This is a genomic window from Vallitalea longa, assembly GCF_027923465.1.
Taxonomy (GTDB): domain Bacteria; phylum Bacillota; class Clostridia; order Lachnospirales; family Vallitaleaceae; genus Vallitalea; species Vallitalea longa.
This window is the reverse complement of record NZ_BRLB01000001.1, coordinates 494,384-517,408: the sequence shown is the minus strand read 5'-3', so window position 1 is coordinate 517,408 and position 23,025 is coordinate 494,384. Positions and strand designations below refer to the sequence as shown.

Annotated in this window: 17 protein-coding genes; 13 read left to right on the top strand and 4 right to left on the bottom strand. The window is 30.2% G+C overall.

Features of this window, described 5'->3' with window-relative positions; genetic code table 11:
* Positions 1 to 91: 91 nt before the first annotated feature.
* Positions 92 to 1,582 carry a response regulator transcription factor gene (locus tag QMG30_RS02250; protein WP_281811790.1) on the bottom strand — a complete coding sequence of 497 codons (1,491 nt, stop codon included), beginning with the start codon at positions 1,580 to 1,582 and terminating at the stop codon, positions 92 to 94.
* Positions 1,575 to 3,407, bottom strand: coding sequence for a sensor histidine kinase (locus tag QMG30_RS02245; protein WP_281811788.1), 1,833 nt, complete (start codon positions 3,405 to 3,407; stop codon positions 1,575 to 1,577). Before QMG30_RS02245 ends, QMG30_RS02250 begins: the two co-directional genes overlap by 8 nt.
* A 192-nt stretch (positions 3,408 to 3,599) precedes the next feature.
* On the opposite strand from QMG30_RS02245, the gene QMG30_RS02240 reads away from it, so the two are divergent.
* The 6 genes from QMG30_RS02240 (at position 3,600) to QMG30_RS02215 (ending at position 11,119) form a co-directional block, all read left to right on the top strand.
* Positions 3,600 to 4,934: an ABC transporter substrate-binding protein gene (locus QMG30_RS02240; protein WP_281811786.1), complete on the top strand. Its 1,335-nt coding sequence runs from the start codon at positions 3,600 to 3,602 to the stop codon at positions 4,932 to 4,934.
* Positions 4,935 to 5,016: 82 nt separating this feature from the next.
* Complete coding sequence (locus tag QMG30_RS02235; RefSeq protein ID WP_281811784.1) at positions 5,017 to 5,898, top strand: carbohydrate ABC transporter permease; 882 nt, start codon at positions 5,017 to 5,019, stop codon at positions 5,896 to 5,898.
* Positions 5,898 to 6,719, top strand: coding sequence for a carbohydrate ABC transporter permease (locus QMG30_RS02230; protein WP_281811782.1), 822 nt, complete (start codon positions 5,898 to 5,900; stop codon positions 6,717 to 6,719). The genes QMG30_RS02235 and QMG30_RS02230 overlap by 1 nt, the downstream gene beginning before the upstream one ends.
* A gap of 32 nt (positions 6,720 to 6,751) precedes the next feature.
* The gene (locus tag QMG30_RS02225; protein ID WP_281811780.1) at positions 6,752 to 7,813 is read left to right on the top strand and encodes a uroporphyrinogen decarboxylase family protein; all 1,062 of its coding nucleotides are present in this window, start codon (positions 6,752 to 6,754) and stop codon (positions 7,811 to 7,813) included.
* A 20-nt stretch (positions 7,814 to 7,833) separates the two neighbouring features.
* Entirely contained in the window at positions 7,834 to 9,582 is a 1,749-nt protein-coding gene (locus QMG30_RS02220; protein WP_281811778.1) for an arylsulfatase, read from the top strand.
* Between the two features lie 55 nt (positions 9,583 to 9,637).
* Positions 9,638 to 11,119, top strand: coding sequence for a sulfatase family protein (locus tag QMG30_RS02215; RefSeq protein WP_281811776.1), 1,482 nt, complete (start codon positions 9,638 to 9,640; stop codon positions 11,117 to 11,119).
* 277 nt (positions 11,120 to 11,396) lie between these two features.
* On the opposite strand, the gene QMG30_RS02210 is transcribed toward QMG30_RS02215, so the two are convergent.
* Together QMG30_RS02210 and QMG30_RS02205 are read right to left on the bottom strand one after the other, a co-directional pair.
* Positions 11,397 to 12,980 (bottom strand): response regulator, encoded by a 1,584-nt coding sequence (locus tag QMG30_RS02210; protein ID WP_281811774.1) that lies wholly within the window; start codon positions 12,978 to 12,980, stop codon positions 11,397 to 11,399.
* Positions 12,968 to 14,728, bottom strand: coding sequence for a sensor histidine kinase (locus tag QMG30_RS02205; protein WP_281811772.1), 1,761 nt, complete (start codon positions 14,726 to 14,728; stop codon positions 12,968 to 12,970). The genes QMG30_RS02210 and QMG30_RS02205 overlap by 13 nt, the downstream gene beginning before the upstream one ends.
* 391 nt (positions 14,729 to 15,119) lie before the next feature.
* Here QMG30_RS02205 and QMG30_RS02200 point away from each other — a divergent pair, with 391 nt between their 5' ends.
* The 7 genes from QMG30_RS02200 to nagB all read left to right on the top strand — a co-directional run bounded on the left by QMG30_RS02200 (position 15,120) and on the right by nagB (position 22,884).
* Complete coding sequence (locus tag QMG30_RS02200; protein ID WP_281811770.1) at positions 15,120 to 16,445, top strand: ABC transporter substrate-binding protein; 1,326 nt, start codon at positions 15,120 to 15,122, stop codon at positions 16,443 to 16,445.
* 70 nt (positions 16,446 to 16,515) lie between these two features.
* Positions 16,516 to 17,391, top strand: coding sequence for a carbohydrate ABC transporter permease (locus QMG30_RS02195; RefSeq protein ID WP_281811768.1), 876 nt, complete (start codon positions 16,516 to 16,518; stop codon positions 17,389 to 17,391).
* A 12-nt stretch (positions 17,392 to 17,403) separates the two neighbouring features.
* Complete coding sequence (locus tag QMG30_RS02190; RefSeq protein ID WP_281811765.1) at positions 17,404 to 18,228, top strand: carbohydrate ABC transporter permease; 825 nt, start codon at positions 17,404 to 17,406, stop codon at positions 18,226 to 18,228.
* A gap of 23 nt (positions 18,229 to 18,251) precedes the next feature.
* Entirely contained in the window at positions 18,252 to 19,634 is a 1,383-nt protein-coding gene (locus QMG30_RS02185; RefSeq protein ID WP_281811763.1) for a family 4 glycosyl hydrolase, read from the top strand.
* Positions 19,635 to 19,637: 3 nt separating this feature from the next.
* A complete protein-coding gene (locus QMG30_RS02180) occupies positions 19,638 to 20,546 on the top strand; it encodes a carbohydrate kinase family protein (protein ID WP_281811762.1) in 909 nt (302 codons plus the stop codon).
* 71 nt (positions 20,547 to 20,617) lie between these two features.
* Positions 20,618 to 22,018 (top strand): trimethylamine methyltransferase family protein, encoded by a 1,401-nt coding sequence (locus tag QMG30_RS02175; RefSeq protein ID WP_281811759.1) that lies wholly within the window; start codon positions 20,618 to 20,620, stop codon positions 22,016 to 22,018.
* Between the two features lie 131 nt (positions 22,019 to 22,149).
* Positions 22,150 to 22,884: a glucosamine-6-phosphate deaminase gene (gene nagB, locus QMG30_RS02170; protein ID WP_281811757.1), complete on the top strand. Its 735-nt coding sequence runs from the start codon at positions 22,150 to 22,152 to the stop codon at positions 22,882 to 22,884.
* Positions 22,885 to 23,025: the final 141 nt, after the last annotated feature.

Here is a 23,025-nt window from a genome sequence, read left to right as displayed (position 1 = left end):
TGCAGTATTTTGCGTAAAGGATATAACACAATATGAAACCTAACTATTATTGATGATTAATTACAAATAAGTTGGAATTGGTAATCTTTAATTAATATTGTTTGTTTTTGTATTTGGAAGGGTATATACCAGTTCTTTTCTTGAAAACTTTAGAAAAATAAAGCGGGTCATTATAACCTACCAATTTAGCTACATCTTTAGCTAAAAGGTTAGTGTCAGACAATAACAGTTTTTTGGCTTTTTCTATACGTTTATTAATTATATACTCTGATAGTATAGTATCGGTATGTGATTTGAAAATTGTACTTATATATGAAGGAACGAGTCCAAAAATCTTAGATAAGATTTGATTGCTTATTGTTTCTGATAAATGATTGTCAATATATTTTTTTATATCTTCAACAAGTATTTTTTTGTCGGAAGAGTATATAGCAGTTTTGTTATAGCAATTTTTAATAAGTACATCCATGCCTTCTAGAAGTGAATCATAATTAAAGGAGTTAACAATAACTTCATTTAGACTTGATTCTATATTAATGGTATTATCTTTCGATGAAGAATTAATCAAGTATAGTATTTTTCTAAGATTATTCTTTAAATCCTGTTGTGTAATATGTTTATTGTTAAATGATTTTATGATATTGGAAACGGCTGTTCTTGTTTTAGTAACAGAATTATAATTTAGAGAAATATTTAGTTTCTGTTCATCAAAAATATTATTGTTTGATTTAGTATTTTTTGGGTTTTTGAAAAATAGCAAACTAGATTTACCAAAAATGATATTTTGATACATAAAATCTCTTAGTAGATTGTGAGTAGGGTATATTTGAGAGTAATTATTTATCTGTTCACTAACTACTATTGTGATAGGTATTTTTTGTTGGGATACCATGTTAAACAAACTTTTGGAAAAAGTATTGCAAGTTTTACTGTTACCAGCTAGTATAATTATTTGTTCACTAGGAGTTTTCCCATTAATTATCCAACTGAAATTTTCATTGATGATATTTTTTGATATAGATTCAAGATTATAAGTTTTCCATATACTGCTTCCTGGTGTCATAGAATCATATCCTGTAACGGGAAAGGAACCTGCACATAACAAGAACATATAGCAATTCTCACCTAATGCTTCATTTACTTTATCTATATAAGTATTAGTATGTACTGAAGAAATTAATTTTTCCCTTTTGTTTTCTCTTTTTTGAGTTTTTAGGTGATTATCAATAGAATTCAGTAATTTCTCTAATACTTGTTTATTTATAGGTTTAACCAAATAGTCATATACTTTGTATTGTATTGCTTTTTTTGCGTAATCAAATTCTTGATATCCAGTTAATATGACAGATATAGTGCTGGGACAATTTTTAGTGATATACTCTAAAATATAAAAACCATCATTTATAGGCATATTTATATCTGTTATCACTAAATCATATGAACTTTTTTTTAGTAACTCAACAGCATCTTGACCGTTATATGCAGTTGAAGTTATTTCAAAATTGGGATTAACTTGTTTGATAGCATTACAAATACCTCTTAGGATAGGGGGTTCATCTTCAACAACTAACACTTTATACATTTATTTTGCCTCCAATAGTTATTTTAGTTTGTTTTTGGTTACTATCAACTCTAAATATCATATCGTCTCCGTATAATATGCTCAATCTAATAAATATATTAGTCAAACATAATCCTCCGATATTAAGGTCTTCTAACAATTCATGAGTTCTATCTATATTAAACTTGTCTTTGAAATTATTTAGAGCTGTTAGAGATTCTTCACTAAATCCTGTGCCATTATCTATAACTTCAACAATCCATTTGTCATTTTTAATCATTGCATCAATTTTAATATCCCATGGGGGTCTTTTTTTCTTGAAACCATGAGCAAAACAGTTTTCTGTTAATGGCTGGATAATTAATTTGGGAACGTCTATTTCTTTACATTCTTCATCAACATTTATATCAAAAGTAAAAAGATTCTCATATCTGATCTTCATTAATTGAAGATAATTGAGTGTATGTTCGATTTCTTCATTTATTGTACTTTGAGATATATCATAAGAAGTTGAAAAGCGAAGCATACTAGATAACTTATTACATATCTCTGTTATTTCTGATACATTGTTTTCATCAGCGATTACACTGATTATTGTCAATATATTATGATAAAAGTGAGGATCCATCTGAGATTGTAAAGCAAACAAATGGGATTTTAGTTCACTAGTACGTGCTTTCACTCGATCATCTATAGATTCTTTTAGTTTATCACACATTTTGTTAAATGCTACATTAAGTTTGTTGAACTCGTTATAATTCTCGTAATGTTCTATATTGATAGATAGATTATTGAGAGTAACTTTATTAACATGTTTACGTAATTCTCTAAGTGGAGTAGTTAATTTCCTGATTATCAAAAATTGAGTAGTTGTTACGACGCATATTATTATTATTGCTGTGATTAGAATAAATACCCTAAAATCAATAAGGGATGAAATCACTTTTTTTGTAGGTTGGACTAATAATATATAGGTCTCCATCTCATCTATATCAGAACTAGAATACAAATATTTATTTTTGCTTGTTGGATTATATAAAGTTGGATTTTCATGGCCATTATTGTTCTTGTAAGTGTACAATTCTTTTTGTAATTTCTCTAATGAAATATTTTCATTAACATTGTAAGAAAAGATTACGGTATCATTTTTATCTATAATATAACCACTTACCGAATCAGGTAAAAAAGTAAACATCTCATCCAATTTGTTTACTGGTTGCTGTATTTCGATATATCCGTAGTTAGGTGCTTTATATATAGAGTAGTTTACAATAGGTCTTATAATTGAGAATAACTTCTTATTATTGGAATTCTGTTTTTTTGAATTCATAGGATCATCTCTTGGAGGAGTGAATAATCTAAATATACCTTTGGAGAATTCATTACGTATATCTAATACTTCGTTTTTTAAGAAATCATTAACTTTTTCTTGATTAGTGGATAAAGTTCCGCTATAGAAGAAATCATTAAATTCATTATATAAGCAAATACGTCCAGTAAAATCCTTTTTGGAGTTATAAGATATTACTAACGGTATGAGGTTATTAGTGATAAGCGGTTCTTCTATGAAATAGTTATAAGAATTATCTTTTGGAATTTCATTAAATAATTCAATTATAGTAGGATTGGAAGCTAGTTGCAACGTAGTCCTATCCATGTAATATAATAGATCATTATATTGATCGGATATTTTTGAAGCATATACATTGAGATTTTTATCTGCTTTATCAAGTTCTACTTGTACTACAAAATAATAAAAACATATAGAAAGTAAAGCCATTATAAAAGAAATAATAATAATATTGGATAGAAAAACCTTAGTTTGGAATTTGAATTTTTTTATCAAAATTATCATCCTTTATAGATTTAATATACATAATAATAATGTATATTTATGATAAAATCAAGAAAAAATATAAAAGTTATAGTAAATATGCATAAGTTTTAATAAATTTCCATGTAGTATTTATAAAAATTCCATTTTAATATATTGGTTAATTAAGTAAAATAAGTTATACAAAACTTAGGAGGTAGTCTTATGAAGAAAAAAGGTTCAAAAGTAATATCGACTTTATTAATAGTTTTAATGGTTTCTTTATCACTATTTGGATGTTCAAAGAGTACAGATGACAAAGGAACTGATAAAGAAAGTAATTCTGATTCGGGTTCAAGCAATAAATCAGTAACAGTTACTGCAATGATTATGCAGTCAAGATATACTGAAGGGTTACAAAAAATGATACAAAAATTAAAAGATGAAGAAAATATCAATGTGGAAGCACAGATTGTTCCTGATGATCAATATGATAATCTTATGACATTGAAATTAGCAACAGGAGAAGCACCAGATATTATTGATTATAATGTACCTCAATTATTCGGTATAGTAGATGCTGAAAAGAATTTAGCAGATCTTAGTGATGAAGAATGGGTAAGTCGTTTGAAGAGTAAAGAAAATGTTGAATTCAATGACAAAATATATGCTTTCCCATTTCAAGAGTTATCAGGTTTTCAAGCCATTATATATAATGTAGATGTATTTGAAGAAAATGGTATTGATGTACCAAAAACATGGGATGATGTTTTAGCTGCTTGTGAAACACTTAAAAGTAAAGGTGTTACTCCATTTTTCTCACCAAAAGATCTATGGGTTCCACAAATATGGATGGCAGCTGGTTATTCAAAAGCTTTAGGTAAGGATGCTTATACATTCGCAGATGAATTATTAACTAATAAAACTAAATTTACGGATCATCCTGAATTAGCACAGGTAATAGATACATATATTGATTTGTTTAATAAGGGCTATGTCAATGAAGATTATTTATCAGCTAGTTTAGATAAAGGTCTAGAAATGATTGCTAATGGTAAGGCAGCTATGCTTTATGGAAGTAATCAAGTTGCAAGCATGATTGTAGAAGCTTTCCCAGATGTTAATATTAATATGGTAAATCCTATGATGCCTTTCCAAGATGAAGATATAGTTAGTGCAGCTGCTTATTCAATTGGATTAACAATCAATAAAAATGCAAAAGAAATGGAAACTGCCAAGAAAATATTAAACTTATTCTCAACACCAGAATACGAAAATCTATATTTCGAGACAAAACCTGGTTTCCCAGCATTTGAGGGTGTTGATGGTGGTGAACTTAATTCATTTATGGTAGATATTCAAAGAGATTATATTGAGCAAGGAAAAACTGTTCCAGAGATGAATCAATTATTAACAGCTATTCAACCTTTATATAATTCAACACTTTGGGTATATTACTTAGATGCTCCAGGAAAAGGAATGACTGGTGCAGAGTTATTAGAAAAATTCCAAGGGGATGTAGAGAAACTTATGAAAGAAAAACAAGCACCTGGATTTTAATAATATCTAACAAGATATGGTTTGTTCTCTTATATAAGTGAACAAACCATATAAAATTTACAAGAAGTGGAGAGGACATAATATGAAAAAAGATATAAGTAGAAGATTTTATCCAATGTGGCTTGCAACTCCAGCCATTGTTATATATTCGTTATTCTTTATTATTCCTGTAGTGTTATCTTTAGTGTTATCATTTACAGATTGGAATTTATTAAGAATTACATCACCTAGTTTTTCAGGATTTAAAAATTATATTGAACTATTCAAGGACCCAATATTCATAAAGGCAATATTCAATACATTATTATTTGCAATAACAACATGTATTCTGAAAACTGTATTCGGATTATTATTAGCGTTAGTTTTAGTTAAGAAATTTAAAGGAAATAGTTTCTTAAGGACTCTTTATTATCTTCCTTGTGTATTAAGTACAGTTGTAATAGGTGTTCTTTTCACAGCCATTCTAGATACAGATGGATTACTTAATAATATACTTAATGCCATAGGCCTAGGCAATCTAGCTACTAATTGGCTTGGCAGTTATGGTACAGCAATGACTTCAGTCATATTGATTGAATCTTGGATGTGGGCAGGATTTTGTATGTTTATTTTTATTTCTGGTCTACAAGCGATTCCAAAAGACTATTATGAATGTGCTGATATAGAAGGATGTAATAAATTCCAACAATTTTTCAAAATAACATTACCTCTACTTGTACCTTCTTTCACAGTTGTTATAACTCTTAACATATCAGGAGCTTTGAAAGTATTTGATATCATATATGTATTAACTAATGGTGGTCCAGGTTTCGATACTCAAGTATTAAATACTTATACATATAGATCTTTTGGATTGGGATTACTTGGAGAATCTGCTGCTTCAGCAATAATATTATCTATAATTGTAGTTGCTATTTCATTTTTCTTTAATCTGAAACTCAAATCAAAGGAGGTAGAAATGTAATGAGTAAGAAATCAATTAGTAAAATTATATTAGCTGTTGTTTTGATTATTGTATCTTTGATTTATATTTTACCGATTTTATTGATGGTTTTGGGCTCATTTAAGTCCCAAGGTGAAGCTATACTTTTTGATTTGAGTTTGCCTAAGAAATGGTTGTTCTCGAATTATTCTTATGTATTTGAGACAGGTAATATATTAAGAGGATATATGAATAGTGTTATTACAACTGTAGGATCTGTAATAATAACATTAGTTGTTGGTTCTTTTGCTGGTATAGTTATATCTAGAAGAGGTGATTTCAAAAGTAATGCTTTATATTATTACTTTGTTTTCGGATTAACTATGACACTTCAGACGGTGACTACATTTGCTTTACTAAAAACTTTTAATCTTTATGGAACTTACTTAGGAGTTATATTCGTTTTCGTAGCTGTAAGGATGCCATTCACTATTATGACATTTGCAAGTTTCGTAAAGGGAGTTCCAAAAGAGATAGATGAAGCAGCTATTGTTGATGGATGTGGACCAATAAGACTAGTAGTAAATATTCTATTACCAATTTTAAAACCTATAACAATAACTAATTTGATAATTACAACAATAAGTGTATGGAATAACTTCATAATACCACTTTATTTCTTTGGAACTTCAACTAAATGGACCGTTCCTTTAACGGTTTATGGATTCTTTGGTATGTATTCCAGAAATTGGCATTATGTATTTGCAGCTTTAGTTCTAACTATAATTCCTATTGTGACTTTATATTTAATATTGCAGAAACATATTGTAGAAGGTATGACATCAGGTGCAGTAAAAGGTTAGAAATTTTATAAATCATTACAGGAGGGTTAATTATGGCATATTCAGATGGATGGGCAGCATTAAATTTGGAAAAAACAGATAGGATACCTAGAACAGAATATTCCGCAAGCGAGCATTGGGAATTAGTGAAACGTGTAACTGGTATATCAATAGATAGTGCCAAAAACTCGAAAGAAGAAAAAGAAAAGGCTAGTTCAGCTTTTAAAAAGAATTGGAATTATGATTTTTGTTGGAGTATTTTATTCAATAAAGAAATATTTGAAGGATTTTGTACTAGTATGGGACACGCAGAATTCAGCGCAGGTGGCACTGATTTCGATCAGTCAGTCAATTGTCCATTTAATTCACCAGAAGAAGCTTTTGAACTAGATTTTTTTGAACAATATGGGAAAAAGGATATGAACGTATTAGTTTCAAAGCTTAATGAACATTATAAGAAAAATCGTACTTTGAATCCTGATGCAGTTAATATGACGGGAATTTATGTATCACCTATATCAGGTCTATTAGAGATTTTTGGTTGGGATATGATGCTAATGGCAATGGGAATAGATTTAACAGGTTTTGGAGAAGTCCTGAACAGATATTCGAAATGGATTAAGCAGTATTATGAAGCTCTAGCTGAATGTGATTCTCCAGTAATTATGGTACATGATGATATAGTATGGACTTCAGGACCTTTTACCAATCCTAAGTGGTATAGAGAGTACTTATTCCCTAATTATAAAAAATTATTTTCACCAATACTAGAAGCAGGTAAAAAACTTATATATACTTCAGACGGTAATTATAATGAGTTTATTGATGATATAGCAGATGCTGGTGTTCATGGTTTTGTTATGGAACCAACTACAGATATGAAATATATTGCAGAAAAATATGGCAAAACACATTCATTCATAGGAAATGCTGATACTAGAATTCTATTATCAGGCTCAAAAGAAGATATATACAATGAAGTAAAAAGATGTATAGATATAGGAAAAGATTGTAACGGCTTTTTTATGGCTGTAGGAAATCACATTCCATCTAATACTCCTATAGAAAATGCATTATATTACAATGAAGTTTACGAAAAATTAAGTAGAAGATAAATATTCTGGAGATGAAATGCATGAAAAGACCAAATATAGTTTTTGTACTAACTGATGATCAAGGTTACGGAGACCTTGGATGCCATGGTAACAATATCATAAAAACACCTTGTATAGATAATTTCTATAATGAATCTGTTAGATTAAAAGATTTTCATGTTGGACCAACTTGTGCTCCAACAAGAGCAGGATTAATGACTGGACACTATGCTAATTCAACAGGGGTTTGGCATACTATTGGAGGTCGTTCTTTACTTAGACAAGACGAATGGACTATTGCAGATGCATTAAAAGAAAATGGATATGAAACAGGTATATTCGGCAAATGGCATCTGGGTGATACTTATCCCTATAGACCATCTGACAGAGGATTCAATAAATCCATTATCCATAAAGGCGGAGGAGTAGGACAAACACCTGATTATTGGGGAAATGATTATTTTGACGATACATACTATGATGATAATCAACCCAAGAGATTTTCAGGATATTGTACAGATATTTTCTATAATGAGGCAATGAAATTCATAGAAGAAAAAAGAGATAATCCATTTTTTTGCTACATAGCTTGTAATGCTCCTCACGAGCCTTACAATGTTCCACAAAAATACGAGGACATATACCAAGATGATAATATCAACAAGGATAGAAAAAAATTCTATGGAATGATATCTAATATAGATGAAAATTTCGGAAAACTTATTAATAAATTAGAAGAGCTCAATATAATTGATGATACTATACTAATTTTTATGACTGATAATGGTTCTTCAGGTGGAGCAGTTCTAGATGAAAATGAACAAGTGATAGATGGGTATAACGGAGGTTTCAGAGGACTAAAGGGAAGTGAATATGAAGGTGGTCACCATGTACCATTTTTCATCAGATATCCAAGACTAGGCATACAAGGCGGTAAGGATATAGATGAATTAACTGCCAATATTGATTTTATGCCAACAATACTTGATTTATGTAATGTTGAAATACCTAGGAATAGAGAAGTGGATGGAATATCCCTTAAGAATCTATTGACTGGCAAAGATATAACTCTAGAAGAAAGATATGTGGTTACAGATTCTCAGAGAGTAACTGATCCGATTAAATGGAAACAGAGTTCTGTAATGAAAGGCAATTGGAGACTAATTAATGGCACAGAATTGTATAATATAAAAAATGATACGTCTCAAAAAGTGGATGTAAGTAATTTGTACAAGGATAAAGTGGACAATATGCGATTGGCTTATGATAGATGGTGGGATAAAGTCACTGGAAAAATTGAGCAGGATGTACCTATTTTGTTTGGAGATAATGATTGTATCCTGACAACTCATGATACTAGAGGAGATGGTGACGACTGTGCCTGGAATCAAGGTGAGATTAGAGCAGGGAAAAGAACATCTAGTTATTGGGAAATCGAAATAGAAAAAGATGGGACATATGAATTGGAGATATGCCGTTGGCCGAGAACACATAGAAGAAATATATGTGAAGGCATAGATGGTGATGATATCATATATAACAAAAAAGAGATACACGACAAATATGAAAACTGGTATACTGGTGGTACAAGTATTGATATAGAGAAAGTCGTAATTGATATATGTGAGAAACAATATGAAATTGATGTTGATAATGATGATTCAAGTATTGTTAGCAACATAGATTTAGTCAAAGGGAAAACAAAAGCTTATATTCATTTTATTGACAGAAATAGTAGACATTACGCAGCATATTATGTTTATGTGAGACGACTTAAAAAATTTGATTAATGATTCATGTATTTTTAATTACTAAATACCAATCAAGAAATTGGAGGTAAAACTCATGGGAGAAAAAAAACGACCAAATATTTTATTTATTATGTCAGATGATCATAGTGCTAATGCTATCAGTTGCTATAACTCAATATTATCTTCTATATTTAAAACTCCTAATCTAGATAGATTAGGAGAAGAAGGAAAACGTTTAGATGGATTCTATGCAACTAACTCTATTTGTACTCCTGCAAGAGCTACAATAATGACTGGACAATATGGCAATGTCAATGGGGTAAGAACTCTAGAAGACAAGTGGAATCCTTTAGAAACCCTTAATTTAGCTCAAATATTACAAGATAACAATTATAAGACAGGTATGCTGGGTAAATGGCATCTTGGATGCGAGCCGATAGGTTTTGATGATTATAAGTATCTAACTGATGGTTATGGTCAAGGAGTTTATTTCAACCCTTCATTCAAAGAAAAAGATAAGGGTGAAGTAAGGTATGAGGGGTACGTTAGTGATATAATCACAGATATGTCTATTGACTGGATTAAAAATAGAGACAGTGACAAGCCATTCTTCCTTATGTGTCATCACAAAGCACCACATGATTTTTGGGAATACCATGAAAGATATGAACACTTATTTGATGATATAGATATTCCAATTCCAGATAGCCTTTTTGAAGATAGAAGTCATAGAAGCGAAGCATCAAGAGACTTTGGTTCTTCTGTTACACCTAGAAGCAAAATAAGAAGTCTGTATGAAGATTTCTGTAAGAAAGATTATATAACCGGACCTCTTGAAAATACGGAGAATATGACTTTTGAAGAAAAAGGTATAGCAGCATATGAAAAATATATTAAGGATTATCTTAGGACAGTAGCTAGTATAGATGATTCTGTAGGTAGGATATTAGAAGAATTAGAGAATGAAGGTATAATAGATGATACAATCGTAATATATACTTCTGACCAGGGAATGTTTTTAGGAGAACATGATTATCAAGATAAAAGATGGAGTTATGAAGAAAGCTTGAAAGCGCCATTTTTGATAAGATATCCTAAGTTGATAAAAGAAAAAACTAATAGCAAGCGACTAGTTGCGAATATTGATATTGCACCTACTTTACTTGATATTGCTGGAATAGATATACCAGAAGAAATGCAGGGGATATCAGTCAAGAATATGCTTGCTAATGATGAACCTACTAGAGATGCTGTTTATTTTCGATATTGGATGCATCTAGCACACAGACATCATAATCCAGCTCATTATGGTATAAGAACTGATAAATGGAAATTGATATTCTATTATGGATTAGGATTAGATGCAAGTGGAGCATCAAGTGAGAAAACTCCTTCAGGGTGGGAATTATATGATATGGAGAATGACCCGAAAGAATTACATAATCTATATGACAATCCATCATATATTGAGACGATTAAAGAATTAAAAGAGAAATTGATTGAATTGAAAGCAAAATACAAAGACCAAGATTATGGTTATCAGGAATTAATTGAGGTCTATAATAGTACAAAATAGTTAAAACAAGAGTGTAGAATTTTTAATTCATAATTATATATTAATAAGAGCAGTCATAAATCATATGAATTTATCTAAAATCAAGGTGAATTGTTGTTGCAATATTAAAATATTACAGGGTAGGGCTTACCCGTAGAGCTTGGTAATAATAGTAACCATTAGGTTACTACGTCCCAAGAAGCCCCCTCAAAACCGTTTTATAGGTTTAGTGGGGGAGCATGTCACACTGCTCTTATTTGATGATGTTTAGTAACTTTAATCTAAAATGAATGTTTTATTAAATATTTCTATAATCTGTTGGATTATGCTTGGTGTACTTTTTGAAAAGCTGTGAAAAATAAGTTGCATCTTCTATACCTACTGCATTAGCGATTTTATATATTTTCATATCAGTTGTTTTTAATAATTCTATAGCTTTATTGATTCTGAATTTAGTAATATAAGTTGTTATATTCTGATTCGTTATTTGCTTGTATAACCTGCAGAGATAGCTATTATTAACAGATATTGATTTCGATATAGTAGACAAGCTTATATTTTTATTGTAATTTTCAGTAATATATTCATTAACCATATTGACTAAATAATTATCGTAATTAATGCTTGTTGAGTCCAATGATTTTTTATAAACTTCTAGTATCAATTCCATTAATTCATCAATATTTTTAGCTTTGGTCAATTTAGAAAAAGTTAAGTTGATAGCGTCGATAGAATCTTTTGAGAGTTTCTTCATATCATTATATTCAATCATATATGAATATAATAATAGTGAATAAGAACGTGCGGACTCAATATTTATAAAGTCATTCTTTAATATATTATATGTAGATTTAATGGTGTCTATAGTAGCGTCGATGTCTTTTTTATTAATAAGATTCAATATCTCCATTATATTGTCTTCTATATTATTAATGGAATGTATCAACTTTGATTGCTCTTCATTACAACAATAAATATATATAGGTTCTTGTCCAAAATAAAAAGTGTTTTTTAATGCTTTTTGAGCTTCGCTATAGGATTGATGAATATCTTCTAGTTTATTATGATACAAGCTTATTCCTATTTTCAATTGGAATCCCAGTATAGTATGGACTGTGTCAATTAATTCGGAGCAAAAAACAACAGTATTCTCAAGATTATGTACATCATTATTCCTATGATGAAGTAAAAAGATACAAATATCATTATGATTTTCAACAACTATATAGTGAGGAATATTATTAAAGATTTCATTAATGTAGAGTTTTATATTCTTAAGATAATATCTTTCTATATTTCGTTTCGCACTTTTGTAATCTATATTAATAAGAAGACAGCAGAATTTGATACTATCACTAAGAAGTGATGGATAAATATATCTTTCAATTGATTTTTGGTCAACGGGTATATTGTTTATTATTTTATGAAGTATCAACTCAATCATTTTCTCATTATTTTTTTCAAGTTCCAATTGAAGATTAACAATTTTATTATTCATTGCTTTTCTATGGGTTATCTTATTTTTTGCTTTATTGACAGCTCTCGAGATATTATCGAAAGTTGTTGGCTTAAGAACGAAATCGACTATATCGTACTGTATGGCTTTCTTGGAATATTCAAAATCTGCATATCCTGTAAGGATTATTACTTCAATTGATGGTTCTTTTTCATAGATATATTTAGCAAGTTCGATACCATTGATTTTAGGCATTTTAATATCTGAAAGGATCATATCAGGTTTATTGATTTTTAGATTATTAATGGCTTCTTCTCCATTGCTTGCAACATATATTACTTCACAATCAAGAGATTCCCAATTAATAAATTTTGATAACCCTTTTCTGATTTTTGATTCGTCATCAACTATCATTATCTTAAACAAATCTCGTCACCATCCTTAACTATTGGTAGTGTAATTACAACTTTCGTACCTTTGTCAGGCTCACTTATTATATCAATACCATAGGGTTCACCATATAATAGATTGATTCTTTTCTTTACATTAATTATCCCTATATGGTTATGTTTGGTTTTATTCTTTGATTTATTGTTAACTGATGTATCAAAACCAACACCGTCATCAGTTATTTCGCAGATCATATTATTGGCTTTTTCATATAGAGCAACTTGTATATGACCCATTGAATCTTTTGGTTCAATACCATGTACGATTGCATTATCTATGAAAGGTTGAATGGAAAGTTTCGGAATATATAGTTTTTCTATTTCATTATCTTTTATATTAATTGTTATGCTAAGTTTATCTTCAAATCTTGTTTGTTGTAGATGAACATAATAATTGATGTAGTTTAATTCTTCACTGATAGTAATGATTTCTCTATTGCTAAAATCAATATTACTTCTTATCAATTGGGCTAAACTATTCAACATTTCTTGAATCTTATTTTGACCATTCATCACTGCTTCCCATGATATGGTATCTAATACATTAAACAAGAAGTGAGGATTAATCTGGGATTGTAACATTTTTAACTCTGCCTCTTGCAATAATAACTGCTTTTTGTAAACTTGGTTTATGGAAAAATCCAGTTTTTCAATCATTTGATTGAATACTGTACTCAATTGGTTAAGTTCTCTGTAATTGAATTCAGGTAATTTGTTTTTATAATTACCATCGCTTATTCTTCGAGAAGCTTTAGTAATCATAGAAACTGGTTTAATGATATTAGAGGATATTATAGTTCCAAGGATTAGAGACAACAATAATATAATCGATATGGTTATGTAATAATTGCGTTGAGTTTTCATAAGGTCTCTCATGACTTCTTTTTTAGGTATACCTATTGCTGTATATAGATTATAATCATTTATTTTTGCTATTCGCATATAATGGACTTCATCATTGATTTTCAACTCAAATATATTATTTTCATTTCTATTAGCATATATTTTCTCATCAATAGTTTTCCCTATATCTAGAGAATCAGAATGGAAATATACTGTACTGTCATCAGAGAAAGTAAAAGTCTTGATATTATTGTATTGAATAAAAGTCTCATCAATTTCATTCAGTTTACGGCAATCAATACTAAGTATTATCTTTCCAATAGGTTTAAATTGTTCCAAATCATTAATAGCTCTAATAAAATAAATAGTATTCAAATCATTTCTAGGTGGTGAAAATGTGAACTGTTTATCAAAATTCTCACTTTCTCCAAATAGTTCTTTATTTGTTTCAACAATATCATCTGTTGGTATATCCCTAAGAATGCTAAAGTAATTTTCTCTATCAACAAAAATAAATATTCCGTTAATCAATTTTTCTCTCCATAGAGAATTGAAATTAAGGGAAGATTGCAATCTTCGTTCTATTTCATATCTCAATTGATTTCTTGTATAAGGATTATTACTTCTTGCATATTCTTTTAGATATTCTCTCAATATTTTATCAGCTAAGAAGTTCATTGAAGTATCGTTGGTGAATTGGAAATTCCTTTCAATATCCCTTTTCATTATTTCCATTGAAGTTGTTAGGAAATTCTCAGCGTTTTTATTTAAAGTATTGGAAAAAGTTAAATTATAATATGTTCCAAAAAAAAGAAAAGGTAAACAAGTAAAAAATAATACCATCACTGTAATAACCCTTTTGAGAGATTGCTTTTTATACATAAGAATACTCCTTAAGTCATATATCATTTATATTGTAATAAGTGATATTAAAATATTAATCAATAAGTTTTTTTGATAATTATTTATTAATATTATACTAATAATATTAGTTGAAATCAATGTTTTTTGGATTTTATGTATAATGAAAAAATAGATATATAGTAAAATATGTTTGGTTTTGTATAAGAATAAGTAAAAATTTTAACATATAAGTCAATAAAATCATATAAATCAGAGTTATATGAAAAACATCAATTCAAGATATGGGTTCAGTATCAAAACATGTTAATAAATTGGGGTGAAAGTAGTCAAAATACTAAATTGATAATGATGGTGACATGTCATAGAATTATACATACCGATAAGGTAATAAAATCATGGAGGGATTACTATGAAAAGAATTATTATCAAAAAAATTATGGCATGTTTGTTATTGGTATTTTTAATAGTAAGTGCCGCGGGATGTAGTAGTAAAGAGGTAGCAAATAATAATAATGACAAAGATTCTAAAAAAGAGCCCATAACAATAACTTTTCCCGCTTTTCAAGTTGGTGTTAATTCAGGTGCTCCAGTATTAAAAGAAAATATTAGATTATTTAACGAAAAGTATGGGGATGAAATTAAAGTTATAGTAGAAGAAATACCCGGAGATCAGGCATATGTTGATAAAATGAAAATATTATTATCAGCTGATGATCTACCTGATTTAGTATATGCAGGTGGATATAATTTACTAGACTTAGCAGCGGATAATGTTGAGCTTGTAGATTTAACACCTTATTTTGAGGAAGATCCTAAATGGAAGGCGTGTTTCAGTGAAGCTGATTTACAATTCAATTCAAGGAATGGTAAATATTATGGTATTCCTGAAGAAAAGCAGCCTGTAGGTTATTTCTATAATAAAGAGTTATTTGCTAAAGCAGGATTAGAAGGGCCAGCTAATACTTGGGACGAGTTTTTCAATCAATGTGAAACATTAAAAGCAGCGGGTATAACGCCATTATCTATGGATACGGCTGACTCAGGTTGGGTTTCAGGATTATGGCTTGGTTCAATAGTAGGTACTAATGGTGAAGTTGGTAATGAATTCATGAATACTTATAATGTCAAAGATTATGATACCGAAGAATTCCTTGAAGGTATAACCAAATTACAAAAAATGTTTAAAGAGTATACAACTGTCGATGCAATAGGTGGCAAATACGAAAATGCAGCAAACAACTTCTTATCAGGTAAGACTGCAATGATGGCAAATGGACCTTGGATGATACCTGATTTTTCTAATCCAGAGAAAGCACCAGAAGGATTTGCTGAAAAAATAGGGGTTGCAATTTATCCAGATGCGGGTATGTATGATGCACCGATGTTCGGCTATTTTGTTGCTTCAAAAGATAAAGAACATGCAGATGCAACTGTAAAATTACTAAAATTCCTGACTAATGAGGAAGCGCAGCTAAGGGCATTAAATATGATAGGAAGAATACCACCATCACCACAGCTTGAGTTAGATGAAGATACTAAGGAAAACAAACCATTACTTGCAAAGCTTATAGATCTAAGTCACGATGCCAAATATATATATCCTAACATTCAGTCAGCTTGGTACCCTAATGTAGTAGATAGATTAAGTACTGATTATCCTGGATTGGGAATGGGAGACATTACTCCACAAGAGTTTATTGATCGTCTTAATGAATCAGCAAATAAAAATGAATAATCAAAAAGCTAACATTTGATTACATACATAACCTCTCATTTGGAAGCTTAATATGATAGGAGCGAAGAAATTGTATAAAAAAAGAAATATCTGGATTACATTGTTCTTATTGCCTACAATAATAATATTTGTATTGATATTTGCCGTACCAGTAGTAAACGTTGTGTATACTTCTTTTTTTCAATGGAGAGGTTTTAAAGGTGCTATGTCTTTTGTAGGAATAAAAAATTATGTTAATGCATTTAAGGATGCATCTTTTAGAAGCGGATTGACTCATACTATGTTTTGGGTAGTACTTCAAGGAACGGTGCATGTAGCCTTAGGAACTATAGTTGCACTATTATTAGCCGATCGTCCGAAAGGTTGGAAATTCATCAGGACTTCATATATGGTACCAAATATGATTTCGGGTTCGGCTTTTGCAATTATTCTTGTGAATATTTTTAACCCACAGATTGGTCTAGTCAATTCTGTTATACGTAAATTGGGTTTTGAAAATTTCAATCACAATTGGTATTTTGATGGAAGAACTGCTTTTCCAACGGTAACCATAACATGGCTGTTATTCGCAGGTTTAATCACAATTTTGATTCTAGCGGAAATAATGTCAATACCAAAAACCATATATGAATCAGCGGATATAGAAGGAGCAACTAAATTTCAACAGAAGATATATATAACTTTGCCTCTGCTAAGAAATGTAATAGGTACATGTGTTATTATTGCCGCAACTAGCATGTTGAAAGAGTTTGAACTTGTATATTTAACTACAAAAGGAGGACCTGGTGACAGAACACTTAGTTTGCCACTATATCTATACAAAACAGCATTTATAGAAAATGATTATGGCTATGCTAATATGATGGGAACAGTTCTTATCATATGTGGAATAATCTGCATATTAATCATCAATAAATTATTTGGACTAGGTAAATCAGATACATAAGGAGGGGAGACAATGAAAGTAAGAACGATCAAAATATTAAAATTATTATTTCTGCTAATTATTACTTTACTGGCAATCATACCTTTCATTTGGGTATTGATATCATCTTTCAAAACCAATGGTGAAATACTAGAATCAGCATTATCTTTACCAAAACATATTAATTTTCAAGGATATATAGATGCTTTTAAGACATCTCCCCTTTTAAGTTATTATTGGAACAGTATTATAATAGCTGTTTCAGGAACAGTTTTGAATACATTCATTGTAGGGATGGCAGCGTATGTGCTAGCGAGATTTGACTTTAAGTTGAATAAGCCTATTCTTTTGATTTTCTCGTTATCGTTACTCATACCATTTACTGCTCTCATATTACCAACATTCATGATAGTAAAAAATATAGGATTATACGATAAGAGAATAGGACTCATTCTAGTGTATATGGCGTTAGGTTTGCCGACTACTCTATATATACTTAGAAGTTACTTTCTAAGTATTCCAAAAGAAATTGAAGAAGCATCTTATATTGATGGGGGAAATTTCTTTAAGACTTATATAAAGATCATCATACCAATAGCAAAACCAGGATTTGCAACAGCGGCAGTGCTACAATTTCTATTATGTTGGAATGAATTCTTGTATGCTCTTGTTTTAACTAATTCAAGTAAAGTAAGAACTGTACCACTTGCTATTAATTACTTTTTATCTCAATTCTCATTTGATTATAGAGCATTATTTGCAGCTATAGTAATAATTAATATACCAAGTATTTTATCATTTGTAATATTGCAGGAACAAGTTGTGGATAGTTTAGCAGCAGGTTCCGTGAAAGGTTAATAAGACAAAAGGAGTGAAGGATAATGAAATTAGTTGTTTTAGGTGGAGGAGGAGTACGCTCTCCATTTTTATCAAAATCAATTGTTACCAGAGCCAAAAAAATAGGAATTAATAAGATCGTGTTTATGGATAATGATATGGAAAAGTTGAGAATATACGGTGGTATGTCCAAGCATATTGCTAATTGTATAGATGAATCGATAGAATTCATATTAACATCAGATCCTATAGAAGCGGTAGAAGATGCAGATTTTATTATTACTACATTACGTGTTGGACAAGATGAAGGAAGAGTAAGTGATGAAAGGATTGCTCTGAAATACAATATACTAGGTCAAGAGACAACGGGAGCAGGAGGATTTGCAATGTCACTTCGTTCTATTCCTGCACTTATGAATTATTGTGAGTTGATTAAGAAATATTCTAAGAAAAATGCTTATATATTCAATTTCACCAATCCTTCAGGTCTTGTGACTCAAGCTCTTAGGTCAGCTGGATATGACAATGTATATGGAATATGTGATGGACCAAGTGAATTTATCAAAGAATTACAGATATTAACAGAGTCTAGGTCTGATAATTTTTCAGTAGAATGTTTTGGATTAAATCACTTATCATGGTTTAGAAAAATAACCGTCAATGGGAAGGATATAACGAAAGACATAATAAATGGTAAAGAGTTATACATAAAAACAGAAGAGCATCTATTTGATGAAAAGCTTGTAAAGATGCATAAGATGCTTCTTAACGGTTATTTATATTTCTATTATTATAGAGAGAAGGCAGTCGGATTAATTAATAGATCAGGTAAAACAAGAGGGGAAACAATATTAGAAATAAATAGCAGAATGAATAAGCGATTATCTAATCTGGACATAGAAAAAGAATTTGCTAAAGCTTTTAAAATATATTTGGAGCATTATTATGAAAGAGAAAACAGTTATATGTCCATTGAATCTGGTAGTACACGTACAAAACAAGTAGAAGTACCTGATGTAAATGAATTCATAGAACAGGAAGATGAAGGAGGATATGCAGGAGTAGCACTTAATTTTATAGAAGCGATGCAGACAGATAAAGAAATAGAGATGGTTTTGTCAGTACCTAACAACGGTTCAATTGAAGGATTGGAAGATACAGATGTAGTAGAGATAACATGTAAAATCAATAAAGATGGGGCAGTACCTGTTAAGATAGGTAAAGTGGAACCTTTACAAATGAATCTTATCAGGCAGGTAAAACTGTTTGAAAGAACAACAGTAGAGGCGATAAGAGATAAAAGTATAGATAAAGCGATAGAGGGACTGATGGTACATCCATTAGTTAATTCCTATTCTCTTGCTAAACAATTAGTCAATGAATACCTAAATGAATATAAAGAGTATGTTGGAGACTGGGGGGAATGAAATATGTCCTTTGCGGCTTTTGTATCTCAGTTCAATCTGGATATGATTTTTTCTGGTTCTCCAAGAATACCTGATTATGGTGAAGAAGTCTTTGCAGATGATTTTGAAATCCAATTAGGGGGAGGACCTATGGTTCCTGCTATCATATTAAATAGATTTGGAGTCAAGTCAAGATTCGGAACTTTTTTATCTAATAATGAAATGGATATTACAAGTAATATCTCTAAACAATTACTAGATAAGTTAAGTATGAACTATAAGAATCTGTATAGAGAAGATGATAATCCGGTAGTCGTGACGAGTGTCTCAACATTTCCAGAAGATAGATGTTTCACATGTTATAATCCAAGACTTCACGAGAACTATTTATCGAATGAAGAAGTATACGATTTCTATAAAGAGGCTAAACTTTGTTTTGTATTTGAGGGTTATGACAAGATATTTAAAAAATTGAAAAGTGAAGGGGCTTCTATAGTGTATGATTTAGGATGGCATGATGATCTAGATGTTAAAAATTTGTCACATATACTTGAATATACAGATGTTTTTACACCTAATGATAAGGAAGCTATGAAAATGACTCATACGAATAATGTACAAGAATCATTAAAGATATTATCTAAGTATGTTAAACATCCTATTGTGAAAGTCGGGGGAGATGGTTGTTTGACAATGATAGATAATAATATAATTCATATAAAGATGCCTATGAAATTTGATGCTGTCGATACAACTGGAGCAGGAGATAATTTTTTAGCTGGAGTTATGTATGGGTTGTATAACGGTTATGATATATTAGAATGTATGAAATGGGGGAATGCATTAGGAGGTTATTCCACTACAGCTGTTGGATGTTATGGAGCTAACATTACTTATGACATAGCCAGTAAGATTATGGATGAATATAGATAACCATTAAATTGAAAGCAGGAAATTTGAGTTAACTAAAAATAGACATGTCAAGTTTTTGGAGGTATTGCAAAATGAATAAAGTGGATTCAAGAGTTAATGTACTAAGTGATAGAGAGATTAAATTAATCCATGAAAGTACCCTTGATATATTAGAAAACGTAGGTCTAAAAGTACCACACAGTAAATGGCTTGATATTGCTGAAGAAGCAGGAGCTTGTATAGATAGAGAAAAACAAATAGTTAAGATACCTAATAGAATAATGGAACATGTAATAGAGACAAATAGAGAAAAGACCAAGAAAAATTCAAATGTACAAATACCCAATAGATTATATGGTCATATATCTACACAAGTTCAATTAGTTGACTATAAATCAAGTACAAGAAGAACTGGTTTAATGGAAGATATCTATAGAGGAATTACATTAGTCGAACATCTTGAAAATATCAAAGAATGTAATGCAATAGTTATTCCTCATGATGTTGAATATAACATTAGTGATATAGTTTCGTTTCAAGCAATTTACAAATATTCCACCAAACCAGGAGGAACTTACATATTATCACCAATATCTGCTAAATATATAGCTCAGATGGCTAATGTAATGGGGCTGAAGATAAATTATCTATTTGAAACAGTTAGTCCCTTACAATTTCGGGATGAAGTGCTGGAAATTGCTCTAGAATTCATTAAACATGGACAAGGATTATCTATGGCACCAATGGTTATGGCTGGTGCTACAGGTCCAGTTACAATAGCAGGTATGTTGACAATGCAGAATGCTGAGGTTCTGGCAAGTCTATTTCTTATCTATGCAGCTACTAGAAAATATGTCAAATATGAAGTTGGAGGGCATGCTCTTGACATGCAGACAGCTCTGTGTTCATTTGGAACCCCTAATCAGGCTTTAATAGGAATGAGTGTTGCACAGTTGGGTAGATATTATGGATTAGAAACTAGAAGTAATTCAGGATTGACAGATTCATTGAGACCTGATTTCCAGGCTGGTTTTGAAAAAGCACTAACAGCTACATATAGTTGTCTTGCAGGAACTATAGATATTGGATGTCAAGGTATAGTGGGAGCAGACCAAGGTAATAGTTTTGAACAATTGGTTTTGGATAACGAATGGTTATCTGCTTATAATTATATTCAAAAAGGAATAGAAGTAACTGAGGAGACTATAGCCCTAGATGTAATAAAAAATGTAGGAATAGGCGGGCATTATCTAATGGAAGGGCATACTCTGGAACATATGAATAATAACTATCTTCCTTCTAAAGTATTGAATAAAGATGCCTATGATACATGGGTATCGAAAGGTTCTAAGGATTCTTTACAAAAAGCTCATGAAAAAGTTGAAGATATATTTTCTCATGGAATTTGTGAAGAGTTAGCAATAGAAAAAAATAAAGCTGATGAAATAGATTATATTGTTAAATGTGCTAAAGAAGAGATAAATTCTATATAGTAAATGATAGATGGGAAAGTTAGTTTTAGTAATATATCAGCTTTCCCATCTTTAAAGAAATAAATACTCAAAAATTGAAGAAAGGATAATGTATGACTTATTAAATGTATTTGGTTATACAAGGTATAATTATGAAACTTATGATAAAAGACAATAAACAGGAATTTGATTATGCAGGGGCAATGGAAATATTGAATCTAATAAAAGAAAAACCTAATGCAGTAATAGGTTTGGCTACAGGAAATACTCCAAAGGGTATGTATGATATATTAGGTGATTTATGCAAAGAGAAGCAAGTTGATTTTTCTAGAGTAACTACATTGAATTTAGATGAATATTTAGGTATTGAGTCTAGTAATTCAGGTAGCTGTAAAAGTTACTTAAATAAAAGATTATATACTAAGGTTAATCTAAAGCAAGAGAATATACATCACTTAAATAGTAATCCAGAGGATTATGAGAAGGAGTGTTGCAGATATAATAACCTAATCAATGATTTAGGTGGAATAGATCTATTGATATTGGGAATAGGACATAATGGACATCTTGGTTTCAACGAACCCAATACACCATTTGATTCAATGGTACATATATGTAATTTAACTGATAAAACAAGAACAGCGAATATATGGTCATTTGGTAGTAAAGATAAAGTTCCTAAGAAAGGTGTTTCAATGGGAATAAAGAATATAATGAACAGTAAGAGACTTATGTTGTTAGCAAATGGTGATTCTAAATCTCAGATTATCTATAAAGCTCTTAAGGGGAAGGTTACAGAAGAAGTGCCAGCATCGGTTCTACAGTTACATAATGATGTTGTAGTGGTGTTGGATAGAGAAGCGGGAAAAATTTTATTAGGCATATGATTTTTTATCTATATAACATAACTTGTACAAGTTTCATATACTATAATAATCATTTTATTTCAGATGTTCCATGTACGTATAGTGTTACAGCAGAAGTTAATTTATAAAAAGTGTTGCCAGATTTATGTTTTTATAATATAC

Bases quoted from the DNA above. Each gene is read 5' to 3' on its own strand.
- QMG30_RS02220 (WP_281811778.1), top strand. From the start codon at position 7,834: ATGAAAAGACCAAATATAGTTTTTGTACTAACTGATGATCAAGGTTAC.
- QMG30_RS02180 (WP_281811762.1), top strand. From the start codon at position 19,638: ATGTCCTTTGCGGCTTTTGTATCTCAGTTCAATCTGGATATGATTTTT.
- QMG30_RS02185 (WP_281811763.1), top strand. From the start codon at position 18,252: ATGAAATTAGTTGTTTTAGGTGGAGGAGGAGTACGCTCTCCATTTTTA.
- nagB (WP_281811757.1), top strand. From the start codon at position 22,150: ATGAAACTTATGATAAAAGACAATAAACAGGAATTTGATTATGCAGGG.
- QMG30_RS02250 (WP_281811790.1), bottom strand. From the start codon at position 1,582: ATGTATAAAGTGTTAGTTGTTGAAGATGAACCCCCTATCCTAAGAGGT.
- QMG30_RS02175 (WP_281811759.1), top strand. From the start codon at position 20,618: ATGAATAAAGTGGATTCAAGAGTTAATGTACTAAGTGATAGAGAGATT.
- QMG30_RS02215 (WP_281811776.1), top strand. From the start codon at position 9,638: ATGGGAGAAAAAAAACGACCAAATATTTTATTTATTATGTCAGATGAT.
- QMG30_RS02225 (WP_281811780.1), top strand. From the start codon at position 6,752: ATGGCATATTCAGATGGATGGGCAGCATTAAATTTGGAAAAAACAGAT.
- QMG30_RS02190 (WP_281811765.1), top strand. From the start codon at position 17,404: ATGAAAGTAAGAACGATCAAAATATTAAAATTATTATTTCTGCTAATT.
- QMG30_RS02235 (WP_281811784.1), top strand. From the start codon at position 5,017: ATGAAAAAAGATATAAGTAGAAGATTTTATCCAATGTGGCTTGCAACT.
- QMG30_RS02230 (WP_281811782.1), top strand. From the start codon at position 5,898: ATGAGTAAGAAATCAATTAGTAAAATTATATTAGCTGTTGTTTTGATT.
- QMG30_RS02200 (WP_281811770.1), top strand. From the start codon at position 15,120: ATGAAAAGAATTATTATCAAAAAAATTATGGCATGTTTGTTATTGGTA.
- QMG30_RS02240 (WP_281811786.1), top strand. From the start codon at position 3,600: ATGAAGAAAAAAGGTTCAAAAGTAATATCGACTTTATTAATAGTTTTA.
- QMG30_RS02205 (WP_281811772.1), bottom strand. From the start codon at position 14,728: ATGTATAAAAAGCAATCTCTCAAAAGGGTTATTACAGTGATGGTATTA.